At 69.4% G+C, this 22,851-nt stretch carries 22 protein-coding genes; 8 read left to right on the forward strand and 14 right to left on the reverse strand.

Annotation, left to right across the window (positions count from 1 at the left end; all coding sequences use genetic code 11):
• Genes pdxA through ACYVAK_RS01290 form a run of 4 tightly spaced genes read left to right on the forward strand, consistent with a single transcriptional unit; the run spans position 1 to position 3,067 of the window.
• Positions 1-990 carry a 4-hydroxythreonine-4-phosphate dehydrogenase PdxA gene (gene pdxA, locus ACYVAK_RS01275; RefSeq protein ID WP_461057182.1) on the forward strand — a complete coding sequence of 330 codons (990 nt, stop codon included), beginning with the start codon at positions 1-3 and terminating at the stop codon, positions 988-990.
• Positions 991-1,000: 10 nt separating this feature from the next.
• Positions 1,001-1,831 carry a 16S rRNA (adenine(1518)-N(6)/adenine(1519)-N(6))-dimethyltransferase RsmA gene (gene rsmA, locus ACYVAK_RS01280; protein ID WP_461057184.1) on the forward strand — a complete coding sequence of 277 codons (831 nt, stop codon included), beginning with the start codon at positions 1,001-1,003 and terminating at the stop codon, positions 1,829-1,831.
• A 13-nt stretch (positions 1,832-1,844) separates the two neighbouring features.
• Positions 1,845-2,225 (forward strand): Co2+/Mg2+ efflux protein ApaG, encoded by a 381-nt coding sequence (gene apaG / locus ACYVAK_RS01285; RefSeq protein WP_461057186.1) that lies wholly within the window; start codon positions 1,845-1,847, stop codon positions 2,223-2,225.
• On the forward strand, positions 2,225-3,067 hold the full coding sequence (locus ACYVAK_RS01290; protein WP_461057188.1) for a symmetrical bis(5'-nucleosyl)-tetraphosphatase: 843 nt from the start codon (positions 2,225-2,227) through the stop codon (positions 3,065-3,067). The genes apaG and ACYVAK_RS01290 overlap by 1 nt, the downstream gene beginning before the upstream one ends.
• Before the next feature lie 7 nt (positions 3,068-3,074).
• Here the strand turns inward: ACYVAK_RS01290 and ACYVAK_RS01295 are convergent, their stop codons facing one another.
• The 7 genes from ACYVAK_RS01295 to ACYVAK_RS01325 are packed head-to-tail and all read right to left on the reverse strand — an operon-like array spanning position 3,075 to position 9,497.
• Entirely contained in the window at positions 3,075-3,593 is a 519-nt protein-coding gene (locus ACYVAK_RS01295) for a dihydrofolate reductase (RefSeq protein ID WP_461058602.1), read from the reverse strand.
• 11 nt (positions 3,594-3,604) lie between these two features.
• A complete protein-coding gene (locus ACYVAK_RS01300; RefSeq protein ID WP_461057190.1) occupies positions 3,605-4,399 on the reverse strand; it encodes a thymidylate synthase in 795 nt (264 codons plus the stop codon).
• Entirely contained in the window at positions 4,399-5,274 is an 876-nt protein-coding gene (lgt, locus tag ACYVAK_RS01305; protein ID WP_461057192.1) for a prolipoprotein diacylglyceryl transferase, read from the reverse strand. Before lgt ends, ACYVAK_RS01300 begins: the two co-directional genes overlap by 1 nt.
• A 10-nt stretch (positions 5,275-5,284) precedes the next feature.
• Positions 5,285-7,120, reverse strand: a complete 1,836-nt coding sequence (locus tag ACYVAK_RS01310; RefSeq protein ID WP_461057194.1) for a putative bifunctional diguanylate cyclase/phosphodiesterase — start codon at positions 7,118-7,120, stop codon at positions 5,285-5,287.
• Positions 7,120-8,313: a class I SAM-dependent rRNA methyltransferase gene (locus ACYVAK_RS01315; RefSeq protein WP_461057196.1), complete on the reverse strand. Its 1,194-nt coding sequence runs from the start codon at positions 8,311-8,313 to the stop codon at positions 7,120-7,122. The genes ACYVAK_RS01310 and ACYVAK_RS01315 overlap by 1 nt, the downstream gene beginning before the upstream one ends.
• Before the next feature lie 10 nt (positions 8,314-8,323).
• Positions 8,324-9,079, reverse strand: a complete 756-nt coding sequence (locus tag ACYVAK_RS01320) for a TerC family protein (RefSeq protein ID WP_461058604.1) — start codon at positions 9,077-9,079, stop codon at positions 8,324-8,326.
• A 34-nt stretch (positions 9,080-9,113) separates the two neighbouring features.
• Complete coding sequence (locus tag ACYVAK_RS01325) at positions 9,114-9,497, reverse strand: diacylglycerol kinase (protein ID WP_461057198.1); 384 nt, start codon at positions 9,495-9,497, stop codon at positions 9,114-9,116.
• A 159-nt stretch (positions 9,498-9,656) separates the two neighbouring features.
• Here ACYVAK_RS01325 and ACYVAK_RS01330 point away from each other — a divergent pair, with 159 nt between their 5' ends.
• A complete protein-coding gene (locus ACYVAK_RS01330; RefSeq protein WP_461057200.1) occupies positions 9,657-10,448 on the forward strand; it encodes a DUF533 domain-containing protein in 792 nt (263 codons plus the stop codon).
• A 23-nt stretch (positions 10,449-10,471) separates the two neighbouring features.
• Entirely contained in the window at positions 10,472-11,476 is a 1,005-nt protein-coding gene (locus ACYVAK_RS01335) for a TIGR00266 family protein (protein ID WP_461057202.1), read from the forward strand.
• A gap of 57 nt (positions 11,477-11,533) precedes the next feature.
• Here ACYVAK_RS01335 and ACYVAK_RS01340 read toward each other — a convergent pair whose 3' ends face one another.
• The 3 genes from ACYVAK_RS01340 to mtgA are packed head-to-tail and all read right to left on the reverse strand — an operon-like array spanning position 11,534 to position 13,782.
• Positions 11,534-11,962, reverse strand: coding sequence for a CBS domain-containing protein (locus ACYVAK_RS01340; RefSeq protein WP_461057204.1), 429 nt, complete (start codon positions 11,960-11,962; stop codon positions 11,534-11,536).
• 51 nt (positions 11,963-12,013) lie between these two features.
• Positions 12,014-12,991, reverse strand: a complete 978-nt coding sequence (locus ACYVAK_RS01345) for a glycosyltransferase family 2 protein (protein ID WP_461057206.1) — start codon at positions 12,989-12,991, stop codon at positions 12,014-12,016.
• Positions 12,988-13,782: a monofunctional biosynthetic peptidoglycan transglycosylase gene (gene mtgA, locus ACYVAK_RS01350; RefSeq protein WP_461057208.1), complete on the reverse strand. Its 795-nt coding sequence runs from the start codon at positions 13,780-13,782 to the stop codon at positions 12,988-12,990. The genes ACYVAK_RS01345 and mtgA overlap by 4 nt, the downstream gene beginning before the upstream one ends.
• Before the next feature lie 84 nt (positions 13,783-13,866).
• On the opposite strand from mtgA, the gene hslO reads away from it, so the two are divergent.
• Positions 13,867-14,757: an Hsp33 family molecular chaperone HslO gene (gene hslO / locus ACYVAK_RS01355; protein ID WP_461057210.1), complete on the forward strand. Its 891-nt coding sequence runs from the start codon at positions 13,867-13,869 to the stop codon at positions 14,755-14,757.
• 95 nt (positions 14,758-14,852) lie between these two features.
• Complete coding sequence (locus ACYVAK_RS01360; protein ID WP_461057212.1) at positions 14,853-15,800, forward strand: hypothetical protein; 948 nt, start codon at positions 14,853-14,855, stop codon at positions 15,798-15,800.
• A gap of 226 nt (positions 15,801-16,026) precedes the next feature.
• Here the strand turns inward: ACYVAK_RS01360 and ACYVAK_RS01365 are convergent, their stop codons facing one another.
• The 4 genes from ACYVAK_RS01365 to ACYVAK_RS01380 all read right to left on the reverse strand — a co-directional run bounded on the left by ACYVAK_RS01365 (position 16,027) and on the right by ACYVAK_RS01380 (position 22,841).
• On the reverse strand, positions 16,027-18,987 hold the full coding sequence (locus ACYVAK_RS01365) for a TonB-dependent receptor domain-containing protein (protein WP_461057214.1): 2,961 nt from the start codon (positions 18,985-18,987) through the stop codon (positions 16,027-16,029).
• A 153-nt stretch (positions 18,988-19,140) separates the two neighbouring features.
• The gene (locus tag ACYVAK_RS01370; protein WP_461057216.1) at positions 19,141-20,022 is read right to left on the reverse strand and encodes a DUF4097 family beta strand repeat-containing protein; all 882 of its coding nucleotides are present in this window, start codon (positions 20,020-20,022) and stop codon (positions 19,141-19,143) included.
• Positions 20,023-20,024: 2 nt separating this feature from the next.
• Entirely contained in the window at positions 20,025-20,975 is a 951-nt protein-coding gene (locus tag ACYVAK_RS01375; protein WP_461057218.1) for a histone deacetylase family protein, read from the reverse strand.
• Between the two features lie 81 nt (positions 20,976-21,056).
• Positions 21,057-22,841, reverse strand: coding sequence for a phosphoenolpyruvate carboxykinase (GTP) (locus ACYVAK_RS01380; RefSeq protein ID WP_461057220.1), 1,785 nt, complete (start codon positions 22,839-22,841; stop codon positions 21,057-21,059).
• Positions 22,842-22,851: the final 10 nt, after the last annotated feature.

Here is a 22,851-nt window from a genome sequence, read left to right on the forward strand (position 1 = left end):
ATGCCCACCGCGCCCCGGCTCGCGCTGGTCCCCGGCGAGCCGGCCGGCATCGGCCCGGAGCTCTGCGTCCGGATCGCCCAAGCCCCACGTGAGGCCACGCTGGTCGCCTACGGCGACGGCGACACCCTCCTCGCCGCTGCCCACGCGCTGGGCCTGCCGCTGCGCCTGCGCGAGGCCGCGGCCGACACCGGCCCGGGCGAACTGGCGCTGGTGGACCACCGCAATGCCACGCCGGTGCGCTTCGGCCATGCGGACCCCGCCAATGCCGGCGCCGTCATCGGCGCGCTGCGCGCCGCGGCCCGCGATGCACTCGTCGGAACGATCGACGGCCTCGTCACCGGGCCGGTACACAAGGCCACCATCAACCAGGGCGGCATCGCCTACACCGGCACCACGGAGCTGCTCGCCGACGTGGCCGGCACGGACGTGGTGATGATGCTGGCCAACCCGCGCCTGCGGGTGGCGCTGGCCACCACCCACCTGCCTCTGCGCGCGGTTCCTGATGCCATCACGGAAGCCGGCCTCGAACGCGTGCTGCGGATCACCGCGGCCGCGCTGGGCGGCCTGTTCGGCATCGCGGTGCCACGCCTGCGCGTGCTCGGCCTGAACCCGCATGCCGGCGAATCCGGCGAGATGGGCCGCGAGGAGATCGACGTCATCATTCCCTTGCTTGAACGCCTGCGCGCCGAAGGCCTGCACGTCGAAGGCCCGCTGCCGGCCGACACGGCCTTCCTGCCGCAGCACCTCGGTGACTTCGATGCCGTGGTCGCGATGTACCACGACCAAGGGCTGCCGGTGCTCAAGGCCAGCGGCTTCGAGGACGCGGTGAACATCACGCTGGGCCTGCCCTTCCCGCGCGTGGCGGTCGACCACGGCACCGCACTCGACCTCGCCGGCCGCGGCATCGCCGACCCGTCCAGCCTGAAGCAGGCCGTGGCGCTCTGCACCGACCTCGCCCGCCGTCGCGCCACCGCGCGCGGCACGCACTGACCCGAGTCCCATGAGCCTCGACACACACCGCCACAAGAAGCAGCTCGGCCAGCATTTCCTGTCGAGCCCCGGCATTGTCGAGAAGATCATCCGCGCAGTGGCCCCGAAGCCCGGCGAGTTCATCGTCGAGATCGGCCCCGGTGGCGGCGCCCTAACCTTCCCCCTGTTGCGTGCCCACGGCGAACTCACGGTCATCGAGTTCGACCGCGACCTGATCGAGCCGCTCGCCATCGAGGGCGCGAAGCACGGCAGGCTCACGATCGTCCATCGCGACGTTCTGCAGGTGGATTTCGGCAAGCTCGGCCACGGGCACGACGTCGAAGGCCCGCTGCGCCTCGTCGGCAACCTGCCCTACAACATCTCCACGCCGATCCTGTTCCACGTGATGGAACACGCGGACGCCGTGAAGGACATGCACTTCATGCTGCAGAAGGAAGTGGTGGACCGGATGGCCGCGGAGCCCGGCAGCAAGACCTACGGCCGACTCTCGGTGATGCTGCAGGCGGTGTGCCGCGTGACGCCGCTGTTCGACGTGCCGCCGGGCGCCTTCACGCCGCCGCCGAAAGTCGATTCCGCGGTGGTGCGCCTCGTGCCGCGCCCGCTGGGCGAAGCCGGCGTGAAGGATGCCGCCCATTTCGCCCGCACCGTCGCCGCCGCGTTCTCGCAGCGCCGCAAGACGCTGCGCAATTCGCTCTCGACGGTCTGCGATGCCGAGGCGATCCGCGCGGCCGGCATCGACCCTGGCGCACGCGCCGAGGCAGTGCCCGTCGAGGCCTACATCACGCTGTCGAACCAGCTCATCGCCGCCGGCATCCAGCCCCCGGAAGCCGACGCGCTTTAAGTAAAATCCCGGCATGCCCAACGCCCGCTATGCCATCGCGGTGGCCGTCGCCACCCGCTTCCTCGACGAACAGAGCGCACCCGACGAGGGTCGCTACGTGTTCGCGTACACGATCCGCATCGCCAATACCGGCGACGTGCCGGCGCGCCTGCTGTCGCGCCGCTGGCTGATCACCGACGCGAATGGCAAGGTGCAGGAGGTGGTGGGCGAAGGGGTCGTCGGGCAGCAGCCGTGGCTGAAGCCAGGCGGCGAGTTCGAGTACACGTCGGGCGCCGTGCTCGAGACCTTCTGCGGCCAGATGCGCGGCAGCTACCAGATGCTGGCCGACGACGGCACCGAGTTCGATGCCGAGATCGCGCCGTTCGCGCTCAGCATCCCGCGGACGCTGCACTGATGGCGACCTACGCCATCGGCGACCTCCAGGGCTGCCACGACATCCTGCTGCGCCTGCTCGAGGCCATCCGCTTCGACCCGGCGACGGACCGCCTGTGGTTCTGCGGCGACCTCGTCAACCGCGGTGGCCAATCGCTGGAGACGCTCAAGCTGCTGCACTCGCTGCGCGAGCACATCGTGGTGACGCTCGGCAACCATGACCTCTCGCTGCTGGCCATCGCCGGCCGACGGCCGGACGAGCAGCGCCGGGTGAACCCGGACCTGCAGCGCGTGCTGTTCGACGACGATGCGTCGACGCTGATCGAATGGCTGCGCGCCCAGAAGCTGATGCACGTCGACCGCGACCTCGGCTTCGCCATGGTGCACGCCGGCCTCGGGCCGAAGTGGACGATCAAGATCGCCGAAGCCCGTGCGCGCGAAGTCGAGGAGCGCCTGCAGGGCGAAGGCGGCGCGCGACTGCTCAAGAACATGTACGGCGACAAGCCGAACTGGTCGCCGAAGCTCGAGGGCGTCGACCGCTGGCGGGCGATCATCAACATCTTCACGCGCATGCGCTACTGCACCACCGCGGGCCGCATCGCGTTCGAGGAGAAGGGCCGACCGGGCACGCAGAAGGCCGGGCTCTACCCGTGGTTCTCGGTGCCGGGCATCGTCGAGCGCGAAATGCCCGTGGTGTTCGGCCACTGGAGCACGCTCGGCCTGTTCCAGGGCCTCGGGGTGCACGGCCTCGATACCGGCGCCGTCTGGGGCGGCAAGCTCACCGCACTCGAACTCGGGCCCGAGCCGCGCGTGCACCAGGTGCCGGGGCGCGTCGTCGTTGGTGCCGCCAAGGGCGAGGACTGAGGCGCGATCAGCGCCGGACGTAATCCGCGAAACGGAACGCGACGGCATGCCGCGCATCGGCGGCATGCGACTCGCTGTCGGTCATCGTCCAACCCGCGGGATCGAAGCGCGGGAACCACGCATCGGCAGCGTCGACCCGCGTATCGACCCACGTGAGGTGCAGGCGCGACGCCAGCGGCAGCGCCTGCGCATAGACGTCGCCACCGCCAATCACCATCAGCGTGCGCATGCCACCGTCGACGGGCGATGCACCGGCATCGCGCGGCGCGGCGATCGCCGCCCGGGCCTCCTCGATCGACCCCACCGCTTCCATGCCCTCGAAGGGCACGCGACCGCTTCGCGTGAGCACGAGGTTCCGGCGCCCGGGCAGCGCGCGCCCCAGCGACTCGGCCGTCTTGCGCCCCATCAGGACCGGATGGCCCAGCGTGAGCGCCTTGAAGCGCTTCAGGTCATCGGGCAGCGACCACGGCAGGGCGTTGCCGCGACCGATGGCGAAGTCGCGGTCGAGTGCCGCGACCAGCGCGATCTCCACGCCGCTCACACCGCCACCGGCGCCTTGATGGCGGGATGCGGGTCGTAGCCGACCAGCTCGATGTCCTCGTAGCGGAAGGCCAGCACGTCGCGAACCTCGGGGTTCAGGCGGACCGTCGGCAAGGCGCGGTGGCCGCGCGCGAGCTGCTCGTTCACCTGATCGACGTGGTTCGAGTAGATGTGGCAGTCGCCGCCCGTCCAGACGAAGTCGCCGAGGCCGAGGTCGCAGCTGTGCGCGATCATCTGCGTGAGCAGCGCGTAGCTCGCGATGTTGAACGGCACGCCGAGGAACAGGTCGGCCGAGCGCTGGTAGAGCTGGCAGCTCAGCTTGCCGTCGGCCACGTAGAACTGGAACAGCGCATGGCAGGGCATCAGCGCCATCTTCGGCAGGTCGGCCACGTTCCATGCGCTGACGATCAGCCGGCGCGAATCGGGATTCTTCCGGATCTGCGCGACGACGTCGCTGATCTGGTCGATCACCGTGCCGTCCGGCGCGGCCCAGCTGCGCCACTGCTTGCCGTACACCGGCCCCAGTTCGCCGTCGGCGTCAGCCCATTCGTCCCAGATGCCGACCTTGTGCGCCTTCAGGTAGCCGATGTTCGTCTCGCCCTTCAGGAACCACAGCAGCTCGTGCACCACCGACTTCCAGTGCACTTTCTTGGTGGTGACGAGCGGAAAGCCCGCCGCGAGGTCGAAACGCATCTGCGCGCCGAACACGCTTCGCGTGCCGGTGCCGGTGCGGTCGGTCTTGATGGCGCCATTCGCCATCACGTGCGACAGCAGATCATGGTAGGCCTGCATCACGCGCCCTCCTTCGCCAGCGTCGGCGCCGCATGCGAGCGCCACAGGAACACCAATCCGATCGCCACCAGCGGCAGGCTGAGCACCATGCCCATCGTCAGCCAGCCGAAGGCGAGGTAACCGTACTGCGCGTCCGGCTGGCGGAAGAACTCGGCGACGATGCGGAACACCCCGTACAGCAGGGCGAACATGCCGGACACGGCGAACCGCGGCCGAGGTCTGGCGCTGAACCACCACAGCACGACGAACATCACCATGCCTTCGAGCAGCGCCTGCAGCAGCTGCGACGGGTAGCGGGCGAACGGCTCGAGCACGCCCTGCGCGTGCAGGGTGCGGAGCTGCTCGATCGGCAGGTTGGCGTACTCCGGCGGCAACGAGCGCGGGAACACCACGCCCAGCGGCGAATCGGTGACCCGCCCCCACAGCTCGCCGCCGATCCAGTTGCCGATGCGCCCGAAGCCGAGCCCCAACGGCACCAGCGGCGCGACGAAATCCATCACGTCGAACCAGTGCATACGGTGCTTCCGGCACCACCAGAGCCCCGCGGCCATGACGCCGAGCAGGCCGCCGTGGAAGCTCATGCCGCCGCCGCGTACGTTGAACAACACCAGCGGATCGGCGAGGAAGGCCGGCAGGTCGTAGAAGAGTACATAGCCGATCCGGCCACCCAGCAACACACCGAGCATCCCGTAGAACAGGAGGTCACCGTAGGCGTTGTCGTCGATGCCCGGGAGGCGCCCGGCGCGCAGGCGGCGTTGCCCCAGCCACCAAGCCGCGGCGAAGGCCAGCACGTACATCAGGCCATACCAGTGGATGCCGTGCGGCCAGAACGGCAGGGAAAGCGCGATGGGATCGATGTCGTGAAGGGTGCTCATGGTGGTTCCGTCACTCGACCAGCCAGCGCTGGGCGAAAGGTTCGAGGTCCAGCGCGCGGTCGAAAAGGTAACCCTGCGCCACGGTGGCGCCCAACGACACCAGCAAGGCACGCTGGGCTTCCGTCTCCACGCCTTCCGCCACCACGTCGAGGCCGAGGTGCGTCGCCAGGCCGAGGAGGCCGGCCACGACCGCGCGCGCCTTCGCATCATCGGCGCAGCGCAGGCAGAAGCTGCGGTCGATCTTTAGTCCGTGCAAGGGCAGATCAATGAGGTGGGAGAGTGACGCGAAACCGGTGCCGAAATCGTCGAGCGACACCGGGATGCCCATCTCGGCGAGGTAGCGCAAGGTCGATGCCGCATCCTCGCCGCTGGAGAACAGGGTGTTCTCGGTGATCTCGCAGACGAGCAGACCTTCGACGCCGTACGCACGCGCCGTGTCGCGGAGCTCCTCGACGAAACTCGGGGATTGCAGCTGCACCGGGGAAAAATTCACGTGCAGCTGGAACCCCGGCCGGCGTTCAAGCAGGGCCGTTTCCCGCGCCCACGCGAACAGGTCGCGCAGCAGGGCCATGTGCACCTGGGCGATCAGCCCACTGTCCTCCAGCAGGGGGACGAAGTCGGACGGCGGCACGTCACGGCCATCCCGGGGCCAGCGCATCAGCGCCTCGGCCCCGACGGCGCGCCCCGACGCCAGATCGACGATCGGCTGCAACCGGAAGGTGAACTCGCGCGCATCGGCGGCGCGACGCACATCGCGCTCAAGCTCCAGCGAACTCTGCAACTCATTGCGGACTTCCGGCCACACGACTTCGACACGACCTCGACCCTTGCGGGCCGCGCTGAACGCCGCCGTCAGGGCGTCTCGCAGCAAGCGGTCGGCGTCTGGCTCCGCGCGCGCCCCGGGCACGATGCCCACCGCGGTGCTGAACTCGAGCGTATCGCCATCCGGTGCCGCCATCGGCAGCGCGAGGGCGCGCTGCAAGCGTCCCGCGAGGCGGGTGGCAAGGCCCTGAGCGCGGTCCCCGGACACCCACAGGGCGAACGTGTCGTCGGCAATGCGCCCGCAGCGCGCGGCCGGTACGAGCTGACCGATGCGGGCCGCACCTTCGGCCATCACGCTATCGGCGAAACTTCCCCCGTAGCGATGCGCGAGGCTGCGCAGTCGCTCGAGGTCAAGGGCGAGCACGGCGAGGTCGTGGCCCGGCGGCAGCTCGGCCACCGCATGCGCGAGCCGATCGATGAACAGGCTCCGCCCGGCAAGCCCCGTGGCGACGTCGAAGAGCAACTGCCGCCTGCGCTCGTCTTCCGTCGCGGCCATGCGCAGCCGGTCATGCCGCTGCGACAGGATGCCGGAGAGAGAAGTCACGAAAAGGCGCTCGGCACTGCTCCAGCGACGCGGCGGGCCGATATGCTCGAGGCACAGCACGCCGACGATCTCGCCGAACTCGCAGATCGGCACGTCGAGGATGGCGCCTATACCGAGCGGCTTCAGGTAGCCTTCTGCCAGCTCCACCGTTCGTGGATCGCGCTGGGCATCCTCTGCGGCCAGCACCAACAGGCCCTCGATGGCCTGGAAATAGGCTGGCGCGGCATCGCAGGCCAATTCGAGGTCGGGCACGAGGGCACCCCGGCCCCTCTCGAACATCGCCCGGCAGCGGATCGAACGACGACCGGGCGTCAGCATCCACACGCTGGCGCGCGCCACGACGAGCGTCTCGGCCGTGATCTCCAGCAACCGGGCGGGCACCTCCTCCTCGTCACGCTGCGCCAGACGATGCAGCGCCTTGAGCGCCGAGTGGAACGCCGGCGGGGTCTGGTCGGTCTCGGTGGCGTCGGAGGCGTTCATCAGGCCGGCAGGATGCGGAACAGCGCGCCTTTCAGGTATTCGGTCTCGGGGATGGCGGGATGCAGCGGGTGGTCCGGTCCCTGCGCGAGGAATTCGAGCAGCTGCGCCTGCCGGTCGAGGTGCCTTGCCCCGGCCTGCACCGCCTCGACCAGGGCGCTGCGCGGGAAGTGGTGGCTGCACGAGCAGGCCACCAGCATGCCGTCCTTCGAGAGCACCTGCATGGCGGCTTCGAAGATGCGCCGGTAGGCCAGCGCGCCTTCCTTGAAATCCTTCTTGCGCTTCACGAAGGCCGGCGGGTCGACGATGACCACGTCCCAGCGGCGGCGCTCGGCGCGCGCGGCCTTGAGGAAATCGAACGCATCCATGGCCTGCGCCGTAACGCGATCGGCGAGGCCGTTGCGCTCGGCGTTCGCCTGCACGGCCAGCACCGCACGCCCCGACACATCGACGCAGTCGGCGCGGGCCGCCCCGTCGGCGACGGCACGAAGGCCCCAGCCGCCGGCGAAGCTGAATAGATCGAGCACGCTCGCCCCTTTCAACCATGGCGCGAGGCGATCGCGGTTGCTGCGCTGGTCATAGAACCAGCCGGTCTTCTGGCCGTCGATGACGTCGGCGTTGAAACGCAGGGCGCCCTCCCGCACCTCCACCGGCCCCTCGACCGGCATCCCGACCACACGCACGTCGTTACCGAGGCCTTCGATGGCCCGGGCGCTGCTGTCGTTCTTCCAGACGATGCTGCGAGGTTTCAACACCTTGTCGAGTGCATCGCTGATCTCGTCCTGCAGGCGGTCCATGCCAGCGGTCGTGGCCTGCGCCACCAGCACGTCGCCAAAGCGGTCGACGGTCAGGCCTGGCAGGCCATCGCTCTCGCCGAAGACCAGACGGTAGAACGGGTCGGCGTAGCGGCGCTCGCGCAGGGCCAGTGCCACGTTGAGGCGGTGCACGAACAGCGAGCGATCGAGCGCATGGCCGCCGCGGTCGACGAGCCGCGCCGCGATCAACGTGTTCGGATGGGCGTAGCCGCTGCCCAGCGTCTTGCCCGTGCTGTCGAGCAGCATCACCGGCTGGCCGGGCTGCAGCGCCGTCAGCGGGGTGCGCGCCACGTCCACTTCATTGCTGAAGACCCACAGGTGCCCGCCGCGCAGGCGGCGATCCTCGCCCTTCTTCAGCACCAGCGCTGCGATTTCGCTCATCGACAACTCCTCAGGCGCCGAGGCGCTTGCGTTCGGCCTTCTTCGCCTGGCGGTGGCGGGAAACCATGTTCAGGACTTCGACGAGGCCCGAGAAGGCCATGGCGAAGTAAAGGAAACCACGCGGGATGTGGTAGCCGAAACCGTCGGCCACGAGGGCGGCGCCCACGAGGATCAGGAAGGTCAGGGCCAGCATCTTCACCGTCGGATGCCGATCGATGAAATCACCGATCGGGTTCGACGCGAGGATCATCACGGCGACGGCGATGATGATCGCCGCCACCATGATGCCGGTCTGCTCGGCCGGCACCATGCCCACGGCGGTGATCACCGAATCGAGCGAGAACACGATGTCGATCACCGCGATCTGGGCGATCACCCAGCCGAAGACCGCCGAGGGCTTGGTGTCGATCTGCTCGGCGTCGCTGTCGCCTTCGACGGAATCGTGGATCTCCATCGTGCCCTTGACCAGCAGGAACAGGCCGCCGCCGATCAGCACGAGATCGCGGATCGAAAACGCGTGGCCGAACAGCGAGAACAGCGGTTGCTTCATGCCGGCGATCCAGGCCAACGTCAGCAGCAGGAGAATGCGCGTGACGCAGGCCAGGGCGAGGCCGAACCTCCGCGCCCTGGGTCGCTGGTGTGGCGGCAGCTTGCTGACCGCGATCGAAATGAAGACGAGGTTGTCGACGCCCAGCACGATCTCGAGGGTCGCAAGGGTCAACAGCGCGATCCAGAGTTCGGGGCTGGCGAGGAATTCGATCATCAGTTCCGGTTCGTGCAGATGGCGGGACGAGTGGGCATCACACCCAGCGCGGCAGCAGGATCAGGCCCCAACACAGCAGCACGTTGAGGTCGCAGAGGAAGACCGCCGCGGAGCCCATGTCCTTGGCGCGCTTGGCGAGTTCATGCCATTCGCGGCCGAAGCGGTCCACCACGGCTTCTAGCGCGGAATTCAGTACCTCGACAATCAGCACGAGCACGAGGCAGCCAACCAGGATCGCCCTCTCCACCCCGTCCGCGCCCAGCCAGACGCCCAGCGGCGCCAGCACGACGAACAGGTAGACCTCGAGGCGGAACGCGCTCTCGAGGGTCCACGTGGCACGAAGGCCCTGCAGCGACCAGGTCATGGCCCGCCACACCTGGAAGGGCGTGCGCGGGGCGTGGCTGTCGATGCTGTCGGCCATGTCGCGCGCGGTCCGGATTCAGGGGTAAGTAAAGGCGCGGCAGTGTGCCACAGGGCGGGGCGCCGGCCGCGCCGCCGGGAAACAGGACCTCCGGCACTGACGGGGGATTAACCCCGCTTTGGCATGATGCGCCGCGTCCCGCGTGAAGAAGGATTCCCCATGTTCGACCCCGAGCGCCTGCTCAAGCAGGTGATGAACGAAGCCCTCAGCGGCAGCCTCGGCGGCAAGCAGCGCCGCCACAAGTCGAGCTACGGCAGCAGCGGCCTCGGTGGCTTGGGCGGCCTGCTCGGCGGCTCGTCGGGCGGCTCGTCCAGCGGATCAGGCGGCCTCGGCAGCCTGCTGGGCGGCGTGCTGGGCGGCGGCAGCGGCCGCCGTGGTGGCGGGCTGTCGACGGCGACCAAGGCCAAGATCGGCATGGGCGCTCTCGGCCTCGCCATCGCCGCGTACGAGCACTACAAGTCGAGCAGCACGCCCGCGACGGGCGGCAGCGCACTGCCCCCGCAGCCGATGCACGGCGGCACGCCGCATCCGCCTCCGCCGCCGCCGGGGGCAGCCGCCGCCCCGCCGCCGCCCGCACCGGGCGCAACCGCGCCGACGGACGCCGAGCGCGCCGTCGAGGCCATGCACCTCCTGCGCGCGATGATCTGCGCAGCGAACGCCGACGGGCTCATCGACGCCGACGAGCGCCAGCGCATCCTCGGCAGCGCCCGCGATGCCGGGCTCGATGCCGACGACCTCGAAGCGCTGGAGGGCGAGCTCGCCGCGCCGCTGACGGTCGCCCAGCTCGTCGCCCGCACGCGCCCGGCGCAGCGCGAGCAGGTCTACGTGGCCTCGGTGATCGCCATCGGCCGCGACACCGACCTCGAACTGCGCTACCTCGATGATCTCGCCCAGCGCCTCGGCCTCGACGCTCCCGCGCGCGAGGCGCTCCACGCCGAACTCGGCCTCTGATTCCCCCCGCACGGAGATTCGCCATGCACCAGTGGTACCTCAGCTACAACGGCCAGCAGATGGGCCCGCTCGACACCGCCGCCGCCGTCGCGCAGGCCGCGAAGAACCCGAACGGCCACTGCTGGCGCAACGGTTTCGCCGAGTGGGTGCCGATCGCCGCCTGCGCCGAGCTGCGCAGCGAGTCGGTGGCGGGCAACGTCCACTCGCCGCCGCCCCCGGCCTTCTCCGGCGGCCAGCGCGCCGACGTCATCGACTACAAGATCTACGGCGAGGACATGCAGTTCGTCGAGATCGAGCTCGATCCGGGCGAATCCGCGGTCGCAGAGGCCGGCGCCATGATGTACAAGGACGCGGTCGTACAGATGGAAACCGTGTTCGGCGACGGCAAGCAGGCCGGCGGCGGCTTCATGGACAAGCTGCTCGGTGCCGGCAAGCGCCTCGTCACCGGCGAATCGCTGTTCACCACGGTGTTCTCGCACGCCGGTGGCAGCGGCAAGGCCAAGGTCGCCTTCGCGGCGCCCTACCCCGGGACCATCGTGCCGATGACGCTGTCGAACTACGGCGGGCGCATCATCTGCCAGAAAGACAGCTTCCTCGCCGCGGCGCGCGGCGTATCGATCGGCCTGCACTTCCAGCGCAAGGTGATGACCGCGCTGTTCGGCGGCGAAGGCTTCATCATGCAGAAGCTCGAGGGCGACGGCCTCGTCTTCGTGCACGCCGGCGGCAGCATCATGGAGCGGCAGCTGGCGCCGGGCGAACGGCTGGACGTCGACACCGGCTGCGTGGTGGCCTACACCGACGGCGTCAACTTCGACATCAAGTCGGTCGGCTCGGTGAAGTCGATGCTCTTCGGTGGCGAAGGCGTGTTCATGGCCACGCTCACCGGCCCGGGCAAGGTGTGGATCCAGTCGCTGCCGTTTTCGCGTCTTGCCGGCCGCATGATGCAGGCGGCGATGAAGCCGGGGCGCGACGAGGGCTCGGCGCTCGGCGGCCTCGGCCGCATCCTCGACGGCGACAACAGCTTCTGATCCCCCGCTCGACACAGAAAGAACGCCGGCCTCGCGCCGGCGTTCTTCTTTTTGACTTCAGCTCGCGATGTAGGCCTGCAGCTGCCCGATCTCCTGCTGCTGCTCGGCGATGACCGTCTTCAGCAGGTCGCCGATCGAGATCACGCCCATCACGGTGCCGTCCTCCACCACGGGCAGGTGGCGGAACCGGTGGTCGCTCATCATCTGCATGCATTCGCGGGCCCGATGCTCCGGCGTCACCGTCTTGACCGGGCTGGTCATGATCGTGCGCACCGGGGTCGTCGCCGATGCGCGTCCCTGCAGGACGATTTTCCTTGCGTAATCACGCTCGGTCATGATGCCCACCAGTTCGCCATGCTCCATCACCAGCACGGCGCCGACGCTGGTCTCGGCCATCCGTCTCAAGGCATCGAGCACCGGATCGTCGGGCCCCACCGTGACCAGCGGGGTGTCTTTGCCGTCGAGGATCTGTCGCACGCTGCGCATGGGCCGCTCCGGGGGTTCGACCGGCTGATCATACGCCCGCCGCGCCCGGCCTCAAGCGCTGCGACCCGCTGCCTGCGAGTCCTCGGGGCGCGGCAGCCTCGTCTCGTCGACGATGTAGAGCGGGCGCTGTTTGGCCTCGAGGTACAGCCGGCCGAGGTACTCGCCGATGATGCCCAGCGCCATCAGCTGCAGACCGCCGAGGAAGGCGATCACGACCATGAGGCTGGGCCAGCCGGCCACCGGATCACCCCAGACCAGGGTGCGCACCATGATCCACGCACCGAGCGCGAACGCCGCCAGCGAACTGGCGAGCCCCACGTAGGTCGCCGCGCGGAGCGGAACGGTCGAGAAGCCGGTGATGCCCTCGATGGCCAGGTTCCACAGTCGCCAGTAATTGAACTTGCTGGCCCCGGCCAGACGCGGCGCGCGCTCGTACTCGAAGGCTTCAGCGCGGAACCCCACCCACGCGAACAGGCCCTTCATGAAGCGCTGGCGCTCGCGCAAGCCCCGGAGCGCCTCGACGGCCCGCGGTCCGATCAGGCGGAAATCGCCGGTATCGCGCGGGATCGGCGTATCGGAGAGCGCATTGATCACGCGGTAGAAGGCGGCGGCGGTGGCGCGCTTCAACCACGGCTCGCCGTGGCGCTCGGAGCGCCGGCCGAACACGACTTCGGCGCCGTTCCTCCAGCGCTTGACCATGGAGGGTACGAGCTCGGGAGGATCCTGCCCATCCGCATCGAGCACCACCACCGCCGCCCCGGGCGGCACGTGGTCCAGCCCCGCCGTCAGCGCAAGCTCCTTGCCGAAATTCCGCGACAGCCGAAGTGCGCCGACGCGATCCGGGCGGTCGGCGACGAACCGCGAGAGGAGTGGCCACGTACCATCACGGCTGCCATCGTCGACGTACAGCACGCGCACGCCCGCCCCCAACGCCTCGGCAACGGCCAGGAAGCGCGGATGCATCGCCGGCAGCACCGCCTCTTCGTTGTGTGCGGCGACGAGCAGGACCAGTTCGACCGTCGTGTTCATCGCGACAGCTTAGCCGGGTCGACGCCCGGCACGCCGCAGCAGTCCGCCAGGTAGGCCGGCCCGCCGAGGTTGCGCGATTGCCGGCCAATCCATGCCGCGCGGCGCTGCACGTAGGGCCCGGGGGCCTGCACGCTGTAGCGTTTCGGGCTGGGCAGGACGGCGGCGAGCCGGGCACTCTCGGCCGCGCTCAGCCGCCATGCCGGCTTCTTGAAGTAGCGCTGCGCTGCCGCCTCCACGCCATAGACGCCGTCGCCAAACTCGGCGATGTTGGCGTAGACCTCGAGGATGCGCTGCTTCGGCCAGAAGAGCTCGATGAGCACCGTGTACCACGCCTCCAGGCCTTTCCGGAGCCAGCTTCGACCGTCCCAAAGGAACAGGTTCTTCGCCACCTGCTGGCTGATGGTGCTGGCGCCGCGCACCGGCCGGCCGCGGGCGTTGTTCTCGAGCGCGCGTTCGATGGCCGCGACGTCGAACCCCGCATGGGACGGGAACCGCTGATCCTCCGCGGCGACCAGGGCGATGGGCAGGTCGGGCGACAGCGCATCCCAATCGACCCACTCGTAGCGCAGCGCGAAGTCGGGCTCGTCGTCGCGGAACGCCTGCCATTGTCGGTCGAGCATGAACGCGCTGGTCGGCGGATCGATGACCCGGAGCGCGAGCACCTGTAAACCGGTGGCGATGACGAAGAAGAGCGGCAGGCCCCAAGCGAGGCGGAGCAGACCGGCGCGCCAGCCAGCGCGTCGGCCGCGCCCGGCCGGTACGACCGCCGCGCGCCGCGAATTCCGCCTCACCGCCGCCCCCGCGCTACCATTCCCGCTCCTGAACCCGACCGAGCGCGAAGCGTGGCGTCCCGACGCCGCGCTGTCCATGCACCGATGGCGAATCCCGACACCCTCACCCGCTTCCTGATCGAACACACCGGCGTCCGCGGCGTGCTCGTCAGCCTCGACGCCACGTGGCAGGACATCCGCGCACGCGCCGATTACCCGGACGCCGTGGCCGGGCTGCTCGGCGAGGCGACCGCGGCCGCCGCGCTGTTCTGCGGGCACATCAAGGTCGACGGCCGGCTGAGCTTGCAGCTGCGCGGCACCGGGGCACTGCGGACGCTGTTCGCCGAATGCACCTCGCAGGGGACGCTGCGCGGCCTCGCCCGGCACGAAGGCGGATTGCCGGCCACCCTCGGGCCTCGGGATTTCGGCGACGGCTCGATGCTGGCCATCACCATCGAGACCCTGCCGCCGGGCCAACGCGAGGTGCAACGCTACCAGGGCCTGGTCGGCCTGGAGGAGGACACGCTCTCCGAGGCCCTCATCGGCTATTTCCGCCAATCCGAGCAGTTGCCGACCGCCCTGCTGCTTGCCGCCAATGGCGCGCGCGCCGCCGGTCTGCTGCTTCAGCTACTCCCGGATGCCGACCGCGACGGGGATGGCTGGGCGCGGGTCGAAGCGCTGTTCGGAACCCTCGGCGCCGACGAACTGCTGGCCGGGCCCGACACGGACCTGCTCTGGCGCCTGTTCCATGAAGACGGGGTCCGATTGCTTTCGGAGCATCCCCAGCGGTTTGCGTGCTCCTGCTCGCAGGCCCGGGTGGAGGACATGCTCCGCGGTCTCGGCGAAACGGAAGCCATCGCAGCCGCCGAAGACGGCGAGGCCCTCATCCACTGCGAGTTCTGCGGGAAGGAATACCGGCTGACCCGGACGGCGATCCACGGCCTTTTCGACGCCGGGACGATGTCGACCCTCTCCGCCCCCCCGGGGCTGCAATGACTGCCGCGGGCTTGGGGCGCTATTGTTAAAAGGGCGTAAACTGCTACCCTGTACGACCGGGAACTCTTGATCCGGCCCACAGTCCGACACCCCGTATGCGCACTGCCCTCGCTGCCGCCCTGACCGCCGCCCTCGCGCTCTCGAGCGCAGGCGTTGCGTCGCAGGTGGCTGCGACCACTGCAACGCCACAGGCCGACGTGGCGGCGGCATCCATGCCGGTCCCCGTCTGGGACCGGGACAGCGGCGAACTTCAGGCGGTGCTGTGGATCGACACCTCGACCCTGCCGGACCAGACCCTCGGGTCTACGCCGCTGGGCAAGCGCTGGTCGGGCCGGGATCGCGGCCTGAGCGTCGGTCTGTCCGCCAGCGTGGAGCCTCGTTACGGCCTTCTCTGTGGCAGCGAAGGTGCCGGTGCCGACGCGAGCACCTTGGATGATCGCTGTCTGGTCACCCAACTGGCCCGACCGAAATCGCTTGCCAACGGCCAACTCGGCGCGCAAGTCGGCACCCGCATCGGGCGCAGCGAATGGATGGGCTTCGGCGCCATCCGTCGCGGCGGCACCGACGGACTGCTGCCCGGCACGTCGCTCTCGCTGGCCAACCCGGAGCTCGCGGCGCTGGCCGGCCTCCCGGGCGTCGGTTTCGAGCAGAACGACTTCGGCATCGTCGGCGACCTGAAGATCGGCGAGCAAGGCTGGATCCGCCTCGGCGGCAGCGTCGCTCGCGCACGACTGATGCCGGCCAACAGCATGTTGCTCGGCGGCGTCGCCCCGCGGTGGAACAGCCGCACGCTGAGCGTCGGCGGCGGCTATGGCGCGATCGGCGGGGAAGTCGTCGGCCGCGTCGTCCGCGTGCCTGGCGAACGGGAAAGCTACGGCACGCTCGGCCTCGGCCTCACGTGGCGTACGCCTTGGGCGGGCCGCCTGACCGTCGGTGCGCAGAACCTGATGAGCACAGGGGACAATCCCGTTGTGCAGCGCGGCCAGGGCGATGAGCGTGAGGAGGGCCGCGTGCCCTACGTGCGCTACCAGCAGGATCTCTGAGCCCGGGGATCCCCGGCGCTGAGGTGCCCCGAGGCACCGCATCGGTCCGTACCGGACCGCGAAAGCCCTCCACTTCCCTCCGCCTGCATGGCCAGCTCTGGCCGCGCGGCGTTTCCGTGGCATCGGTTTGGCCGGGCGCTGACCCAACGGCCGTCCAGCGGGCGCACGCAAAGAAAAACCCGCCGTCTTTCGACGGCGGGTTTCCGTGACGCGTGACGCGGGTCGATCAGAAGCGCTGCGTGTACTTCGCGTACCAGAAGCGACCGATGTCGAAGCCGCCGTAGTACGAGACGTTCGCGCTCGGCTGGCTGTACATCACCGGGCCGTAGTGGTCGGTCACGTTGTTGGCGCCGACGGCGATCGTCGCGTTCCACGGGGCGTTCCAGCGGACCTGCAGGTCGTGGAAGGTGTTCGCGCCGTGGACGATACGGCGGCGCAGCGCGCTGGCCGGGCCGTTCGCCGGGTTGCCACCGATGAAGGTGCCGGTCGGAGCGAACTGGATCTGGTTGCACTCCGTGATGTACGTGCAGTTCTCGGCGATCGACGAGTAGTAGCGGCTCGTCCAGTTCACGCCCCAGTCACCCTTCTCCCAACCCACGTTGAGGTTGGAGCGGATGCGGAAGGTGGTCGAGTTCGCACCGGCCACGCCCACGCTCGAGATCGGGAAGCGCGGATCGTTCGTCGAAACGAAGATGTCCTTCGACGTGTAGGTCGTGTTGTTCGCGACCGTGAACGCGCCGATCTCGCCCAGCTCGAAACGGTAGGTCCAATCGAAGTCGAAACCTTCGATTTCGCGGTAACCGGCGTTGCGGCCGCCGAACGCGAGGTTGTTGACATAGCCCAGCGCCGGGTCACGCGTGAACTGCGCGCAGCGGCTGGTGATGCCCTGGACGTAGCAGTCGTTGAGGATGTCGTTCGGCGAGTCGGCGACGATCGTGTTCTCGATGCGGACGTTCCACCAGTCCAGCGAGAGGTTCAGGCCTTCGGCGAAGCCCGGGCTCCACACCACGCCCAGCGTCTTGGAACGCGAGGTCTCCGGCTGCAGGAACGGGTTCGAACCCGACGAGAACGCCACCGGCGTCTGCGTGTTCGGCGCACCGGCCGGGTTGAAGCCCTGGCCCAGCTGGCGGAACGTGTTCGCCAGGGCGCCGAGGTCACGGGCGCAGTTGGCGCGCGTGGTGGCGTTGGTGGCCGAGCTGCCGAAGTTGGTGTCGCAGGGATCGGTGAAGAACGAGAAGGTCTGCGACGTGCCACCGAACAGGTCGGCGATCGTCGGGGCGCGGAAGCCGTCGGCGATGGTGCCGCGGATCAGCACGCCTTCGATCGGCTGCCACTTCAGGCCCAGCTTGTCGTTGGTGGTGTCACCGAAGGTGTCGTAGTCCGAGTAGCGGCTGGCCAGCTGGAGGCTGAGCTCCTTGGCGAAGGCCATGTCGGCCAGCACCGGGATCTGCAGCTCGGCGTAGAACTCGTCGACCGCGTAGTCGCCGCCGGTCGGGCCCGAGGACAGGTTGGTGGAGTTGCCCGTCACCGCGAGGGCATCCGGCACGAACGCGCCGGCTTCCTTGCGGTTCTCGTAGCCGACGGCGTACATCAGGTCGCCGGCCGGCAGCGCGAAGAGGTTGCCCGACGCGTTCAGCGTGATGACCTCGGTGCTGGTCTCGCCGAGCGCATGCTCCGTCTGGAACAGGAAGTTACGCAGCGCGGTGTTGCCCGCGAGGCCACCCTGCGCCACGGTACCGGCGGGGATGAAGGGGTTCCACGGCACGCAGCTCGTGAACGGGATCGGCGCGGCGGCGGTGCCGCACTGGACCTGGCCCTGCGAGTTCAGGAACGACGGGCCGACGGCCTGCAGCGTGCGCGACACGTTGAGGTTGCCGATCGTCGACTGCACCGTCTTGTTCTTGTTGTAGACGTAGGCGGCATCCCAGTCGACGTAGCGGTCGCCGAACTCCAGGCTGCCCTCGAAGCCGCCGGTGAAGCGGTAGGTGGTCAGCTCCGAGCGCGAGTCGCGCGGAATGTCGAACGTGCGGTGCGTCCAGGTGTTGATCTGCTGGCCGAACGGGTTGAAGTAGCTCTGGGCCGACATCGGGGTGGCGAAGGCCGCCGCCTGCATCGGGTAGCCGGCCACGCGACGCTCCGCATCACGGTAGGCGTAGGTGAAGTCGGTCTTGAACCGGACGTAGTCGTTGATGTCGAACGTGCCGGCGGCGAACAGGCCACGCGACTGCAGCGGGGTGCGCAGGTCGGTCTGCTCGAGCGTGTTGGTCTTGTCGGCCGTCGAGCCGACGGTGCAGACGCCGGTGGCGAAGTTGCAGCCGCCGGTATTCGTGTTGATCAACACGTAGTCGGCGCGGTTCTGCGGGTTGCCGCCCGCGCGGAGGCGGTAGGTGCCGTTCGCGAGGCCGGTGATCGGGTTGGCCGCGTTCACGGTGAAGCCGCCGAACTGGCTGACGGTGGTCCAGTTGTCGGTCGGGTGGTAGGACGAACGCGGGAAGGCCGAGAAGAAGCGATCGGTCGCGCGGACCTTCTCTTCCTTCGCCCACTCGGCGGCGAGCGTCAGGGAGCCGCGGTCGCCCACGAAGCCGAGGCGCATGTCGGCGCGGGTGGTCTGGCCATCGCCTTCGTCATACTGGCCGTAGTACGAGCTGGCCTGCATGCCCTCGTAGTCCGACACGGTGATGATGTTGACGACGCCGCCGATGGCGTCGGAGCCGTACAGCGACGAAGCGCCGTCCTTCAGGATCTCGATGCGCTCGACCGCGGCGGCCGGGATCGTGGCGAGGTCGGCCAGGCCGCTCGTGGTGATGCCAAGGCGGCGGCCGTTGACCAGCACGAGGGTGCGGGCGGCGCCGAGGTTGCGCATGCTGACGAACACGCCGCCAGCCGCTTCACCGGCCGACAGCGGCTGGGCGCGGGTGATGGTCGGGGTGCCGAAGGCGGACACCTGCTGGATGATGTCGGCGACCGACTGGAAGCCCTGCTTCTCGATGTCAGCACGAGTGATCGCGAGGACCGGGGCCGGCGTGGCGAGGTCGACCTGACGGATGCGCGAACCGGTCACTTCGACGCGGTCGAGGGTCTGGGTCTCGTCCGTGGCCTGCGCGAAGGCGGGGGCCGCGAGCACCGAAGCGGCGCCAGCCAGCAGCGCGAATCGGATCGCGCCGGTGAGCTGCGTGATATTCGACATGTAGATTTTCTCCAAGGATCAGGAGGACTCGGGAGTCCAGTGGTGCGCGCGTCACCGGTGGACTGGTCGGCGCGCTGTCCCGAGGATAACGCAATATTAAGGGCTGGCAAATGCTGCCCCGCAGCGCGGGATGGCCGCCGGCGTCGCCCCGAGCTAGGGCGGCCTTGGCGCATCCCCCGGCATCGGGCCTCCGGGCACGACGACGAGCTTTAGGTTTCCAGTGAAACTGCTTGCACGGACGCGCCCCCCGCCCTCGCCGTTGCGGAGAAGGCCGTCCGCCGTCATGGTGAAGCTCCCCGGGAAATCCGCCTCGCCGCGCGCTTGGAGGGCTCGCACGGCCAGGGTTTCTCCCGCCGGGACGCGCAGTTCGAGGTTTCCGGACAAGGAGTCGAGACGTGCATCAAGCCCCGCCGCAGGTCCCGTGTGGAGGGTGATCGGCCCCGAAGTGCTGGCGAGGCGGACGGTCCCACCCGCGACCAGGCGCGCGTCGAGTGCACCGCTCACGGTCTCGGCGTCGAGCCGGGCCGGGCCACCGGCGACGATCTGCTGCTCGCCGGCGAGGGATCGGGCGACGATACGCTCCGCCCCACCCCGGACCTCGATGCGCCCGGCGCGCGTCTCGACGTGCACCTCTCGCATCGCCGCATCGACGGCGACCGCACCCGCACCGCCATCCACCCGCAGCCGTCCGCCCTCGAGCCCGCCCAAGCGCAACGACGCTTCGCCGAGGCTGATGACGAGATCCGCCCCGGCGGGCACGGACAACGTGAGCGCCACGGGGCGCGGGGAAAGGCGCTCGCGGTCGTCGACCACGAGGACGAGGCGATCGCCGCCCTCGCGCCAACGCAAGCGTTGCCCTGGCGACAGGGCGGCATCGACCGCCACTTCCCCCGCATCGCCGGGACCGACGACGACGGCGCCCGCGTCGACGCGCAGGTGGATGGACTGCCCGGGCGCGATGGGCCGCTGATCGACCACCGACGCGGCACTGGCGACGGCCTGCAGCGCCAGGACGAAGCCCAGGAGCAAACGCAAGCTCAGGCCTTGGGCAGATCGAAGGAGGGCTCGGCGCATGGCGGCATCGCATCACAGGCCGCCCGCGCTGCCAAGCGCACAGTTTCGGCATGGATATCGACGATGTCTTCGACGTCCGGCGCGTAGCCGCCGGCCATGGCGACCGAGAGCGGCAGGCCGTGGCGACGACAGGCCTCGAAGACGACGCGGTCGCGCTGCGCGAGGCCGGCCTTGGAGAGGGCGAGCTGCCCGAGCCGATCACCGATGAACGGGTCGGCACCGGCCAGATAGATCACCGCATCGGGGCGAGCAGCATCGATGGCCCGCGGCAGGTGGGCGGCCAGCAGGTCGAGGTAGCGGGCATCGTCGGTGCCGGGCGGCAGCGGCACGTCCAGGTCGGACGCCGGCTTGATCGCCGGGTAGTTCTTCGCATCGTGCATCGAGAACGCGAAGAGGGTGTCGTCGCCAGCCACGAGCTCGGCCGTACCGTTGCCGTGGTGCACGTCGAGGTCGACGACCAGCAGCCGTCGCGCGAGGCCCTCGGCCTGCGCGTGGCGCGCGGCGACCACGGCGTCGTTGAAGATGCAGTAGCCGCCGCCGCGGTCGAAGGCCGCATGGTGCGTACCGCCGGCGAGGTTCACCGCGACGCCGTCGCCACGCAGCGCCGCCTCCAGCGCCGCGATGGTGCCGCCGACGGTGCGCCGGGCGCGCTTCGCCATCGCTTCGGACCACGGGAAGCCGATACGCCGCTGTTCCTGCGGGCTCAACGTACCGCGGCGGACGCGTTCGATGTAGTCGGGGCAATGGACGCGCCGGAGGGCCTCGTCGCTGGCGGACACGGGCTCGTGCAGTGTCACACCCCAGCGATCGGCGTGGTCGCGCACGCGCTCGTACAAGTGGCGGTACTTGGCCATCGGGAAGGCGTGGCCTTCCGGCAACGGCAGCTCGAACGTCGGGCAGAAGAAGGCCTTCATGGCGTCGAGCTTAAGCCGATGCGATGAAGGCCTCGAGGAGGGCGGGCGGCGCTGGAGGACAGCGCCGCGTCGACCGCGGGGTCAGGCCGCGGCTTTCTTGGCTTCCGCGGCGAGGGCGGCGGCCACGCGCTGGCGCTCGGCCTCGAGGGCCGCCGGCAGGCGCGGGCCGAACTCGGCGAGGTAGTCACCAATCGAAGCCATCTCGGCCTGCCAGCCTTCGCGATCAAAGCCGAACAGCACGTCGCGGGCCTCGTCGCTCAAGCGGAGGCCCTCGAGGTTCATGTCCTCGCGCTTCGGGAACAGGCCCACCGGCGTCTCCACCGCCGACGCCTTGCCCTCGCAGCGCTTGAGCATCCACTCGAGCACGCGCAGGTTGTCGCCGAAGCCCGGCCACAGGAACTTGCCGTCGTTGCCCTTGCGGAACCAGTTGACGTGGAAGACCTTCGGCAGCTTGTCGGCTGATGCGCCGAAGCTGAGCCAGTGGCTGAAGTAGTCGGCGAAGTTGTAGCCGCAGAAAGGCTTCATCGCCATCGAGTCGCGGCGCACCACGCCGACCGCGCCGGTCGCTGCCGCCGTGGTTTCCGAGGCCATGCCGGCGCCGACCAGCACGCCGTGCGTCCAGTCGCGGGCTTCGAACACCAGCGGCACCAGCGAGGCGCGGCGGCCGCCGAAGACGATCGCCGAGATCGGCACGCCCTGCGGGTCCTCGGCCTTCGGCGAGTAGGAGGGGCACTGCTTGGCCGAGACGGTGAAACGGGCGTTGGCGTGCGCGGCCGGGCCCTTGGCGGCGTCGAAGGGCTGGCCCTTCCAGTCGGTCACCGGCGTGCCGGTGTCGAGGCCTTCCCACCACGGCGTGTTTTCCGCCGTCAAACCCACATTCGTGAAGATGGCATCGCGGTCGAGCATGGCCAGCGCGTTCGGGTTGCTCTTGGCACCGGTGCCCGGCGCCACGCCGAAGTAGCCGGCTTCCGGGTTGATGGCGTACAGGCGGCCGTCGGCGCCGGGGCGCATCCAGCAGATGTCGTCGCCCACGGTCCAGACCTTCCAGCCCTTTTCGCGGTAGCCCTCGGGCGGGATCAGCATGGCGAGGTTGGTCTTGCCGCAGGCGCTCGGGAAGGCGGCGGCGACGTAGTGCGTCTGCCCTTCGGGGTTCTCGATGCCGACGATCAGCATGTGCTCGGCGAGCCAGCCCTCCTGGCGGGCCTGGTAGGACGCAATGCGGAGCGCATGGCACTTCTTGCCGAGCAGCGCGTTGCCGCCGTAGCCCGAGCCGTAGCTCTTGATCGCCAGCTCTTCCGGGAAATGCATGATGAAACGTCGGTCCGGATCGAGCTCGCCGGTGGAATGCAGGCCACGCACGAACGAGCCCTCGCGCTCGATGCGCGCCAGGGCGGCGGCGCCCATGCGAGTCATGATCCGCATGTTGGCGACCACGTAGGGCGAGTCGGTGATCTCGACGCCGCAGCGCGACAGCGGGGAGTCGATCGGACCCATGCAATACGGGATGACGTAGAGCGTGCGGCCCGTCATGCAGCCGGAGAACAGCGCATCCATCTTGGCGTGGCCCTCGGCGGGCGACATCCAGTGGTTGTTCGGGCCGGCATCGTCCTTGTCGGACGTGCAGACGAAGGTGAGGTGCTCGACGCGGGCGACGTCGCCCGGGTGCGAGCGGTGCAGCGTGCAGCCCGGGTGCGTGTCCGGGTTCAAGGCGTGCAGGGTGCCGTCGGCGAGCATCGCGGCCTTCAGCGCGGCGTCCTCGGCCTCGGAACCATCGCACCAGTGGATGCGGTCGGGCGTCGTGAGGGCGGCGACAGACGCGACCCAGTCATTGAGGGCCGCAAGGCGGCTCGGCGAGTGGCTGCTCATCGGGGTACTC

The organism is Silanimonas algicola (assembly GCF_054777375.1).

What these genes read in the sequence shown, in the direction of transcription:
- pdxA (WP_461057182.1), top strand. Translation starts at nt 1, where the DNA reads ATGCCCACCGCGCCCCGGCTCGCGCTGGTCCCCGGCGAGCCGGCCGGC.
- rsmA (WP_461057184.1), top strand. Translation starts at nt 1,001, where the DNA reads ATGAGCCTCGACACACACCGCCACAAGAAGCAGCTCGGCCAGCATTTC.
- apaG (WP_461057186.1), top strand. Translation starts at nt 1,845, where the DNA reads ATGCCCAACGCCCGCTATGCCATCGCGGTGGCCGTCGCCACCCGCTTC.
- ACYVAK_RS01290 (WP_461057188.1), top strand. Translation starts at nt 2,225, where the DNA reads ATGGCGACCTACGCCATCGGCGACCTCCAGGGCTGCCACGACATCCTG.
- ACYVAK_RS01300 (WP_461057190.1), bottom strand. Translation starts at nt 4,399, where the DNA reads ATGCAGGCCTACCATGATCTGCTGTCGCACGTGATGGCGAATGGCGCC.
- lgt (WP_461057192.1), bottom strand. Translation starts at nt 5,274, where the DNA reads ATGAGCACCCTTCACGACATCGATCCCATCGCGCTTTCCCTGCCGTTC.
- ACYVAK_RS01310 (WP_461057194.1), bottom strand. Translation starts at nt 7,120, where the DNA reads ATGAACGCCTCCGACGCCACCGAGACCGACCAGACCCCGCCGGCGTTC.
- ACYVAK_RS01315 (WP_461057196.1), bottom strand. Translation starts at nt 8,313, where the DNA reads ATGAGCGAAATCGCAGCGCTGGTGCTGAAGAAGGGCGAGGATCGCCGC.
- ACYVAK_RS01325 (WP_461057198.1), bottom strand. Translation starts at nt 9,497, where the DNA reads ATGGCCGACAGCATCGACAGCCACGCCCCGCGCACGCCCTTCCAGGTG.
- ACYVAK_RS01330 (WP_461057200.1), top strand. Translation starts at nt 9,657, where the DNA reads ATGTTCGACCCCGAGCGCCTGCTCAAGCAGGTGATGAACGAAGCCCTC.
- ACYVAK_RS01335 (WP_461057202.1), top strand. Translation starts at nt 10,472, where the DNA reads ATGCACCAGTGGTACCTCAGCTACAACGGCCAGCAGATGGGCCCGCTC.
- ACYVAK_RS01340 (WP_461057204.1), bottom strand. Translation starts at nt 11,962, where the DNA reads ATGCGCAGCGTGCGACAGATCCTCGACGGCAAAGACACCCCGCTGGTC.
- ACYVAK_RS01345 (WP_461057206.1), bottom strand. Translation starts at nt 12,991, where the DNA reads ATGAACACGACGGTCGAACTGGTCCTGCTCGTCGCCGCACACAACGAA.
- hslO (WP_461057210.1), top strand. Translation starts at nt 13,867, where the DNA reads ATGGCGAATCCCGACACCCTCACCCGCTTCCTGATCGAACACACCGGC.
- ACYVAK_RS01360 (WP_461057212.1), top strand. Translation starts at nt 14,853, where the DNA reads ATGCGCACTGCCCTCGCTGCCGCCCTGACCGCCGCCCTCGCGCTCTCG.
- ACYVAK_RS01365 (WP_461057214.1), bottom strand. Translation starts at nt 18,987, where the DNA reads ATGTCGAATATCACGCAGCTCACCGGCGCGATCCGATTCGCGCTGCTG.
- ACYVAK_RS01375 (WP_461057218.1), bottom strand. Translation starts at nt 20,975, where the DNA reads ATGAAGGCCTTCTTCTGCCCGACGTTCGAGCTGCCGTTGCCGGAAGGC.
- ACYVAK_RS01380 (WP_461057220.1), bottom strand. Translation starts at nt 22,841, where the DNA reads ATGAGCAGCCACTCGCCGAGCCGCCTTGCGGCCCTCAATGACTGGGTC.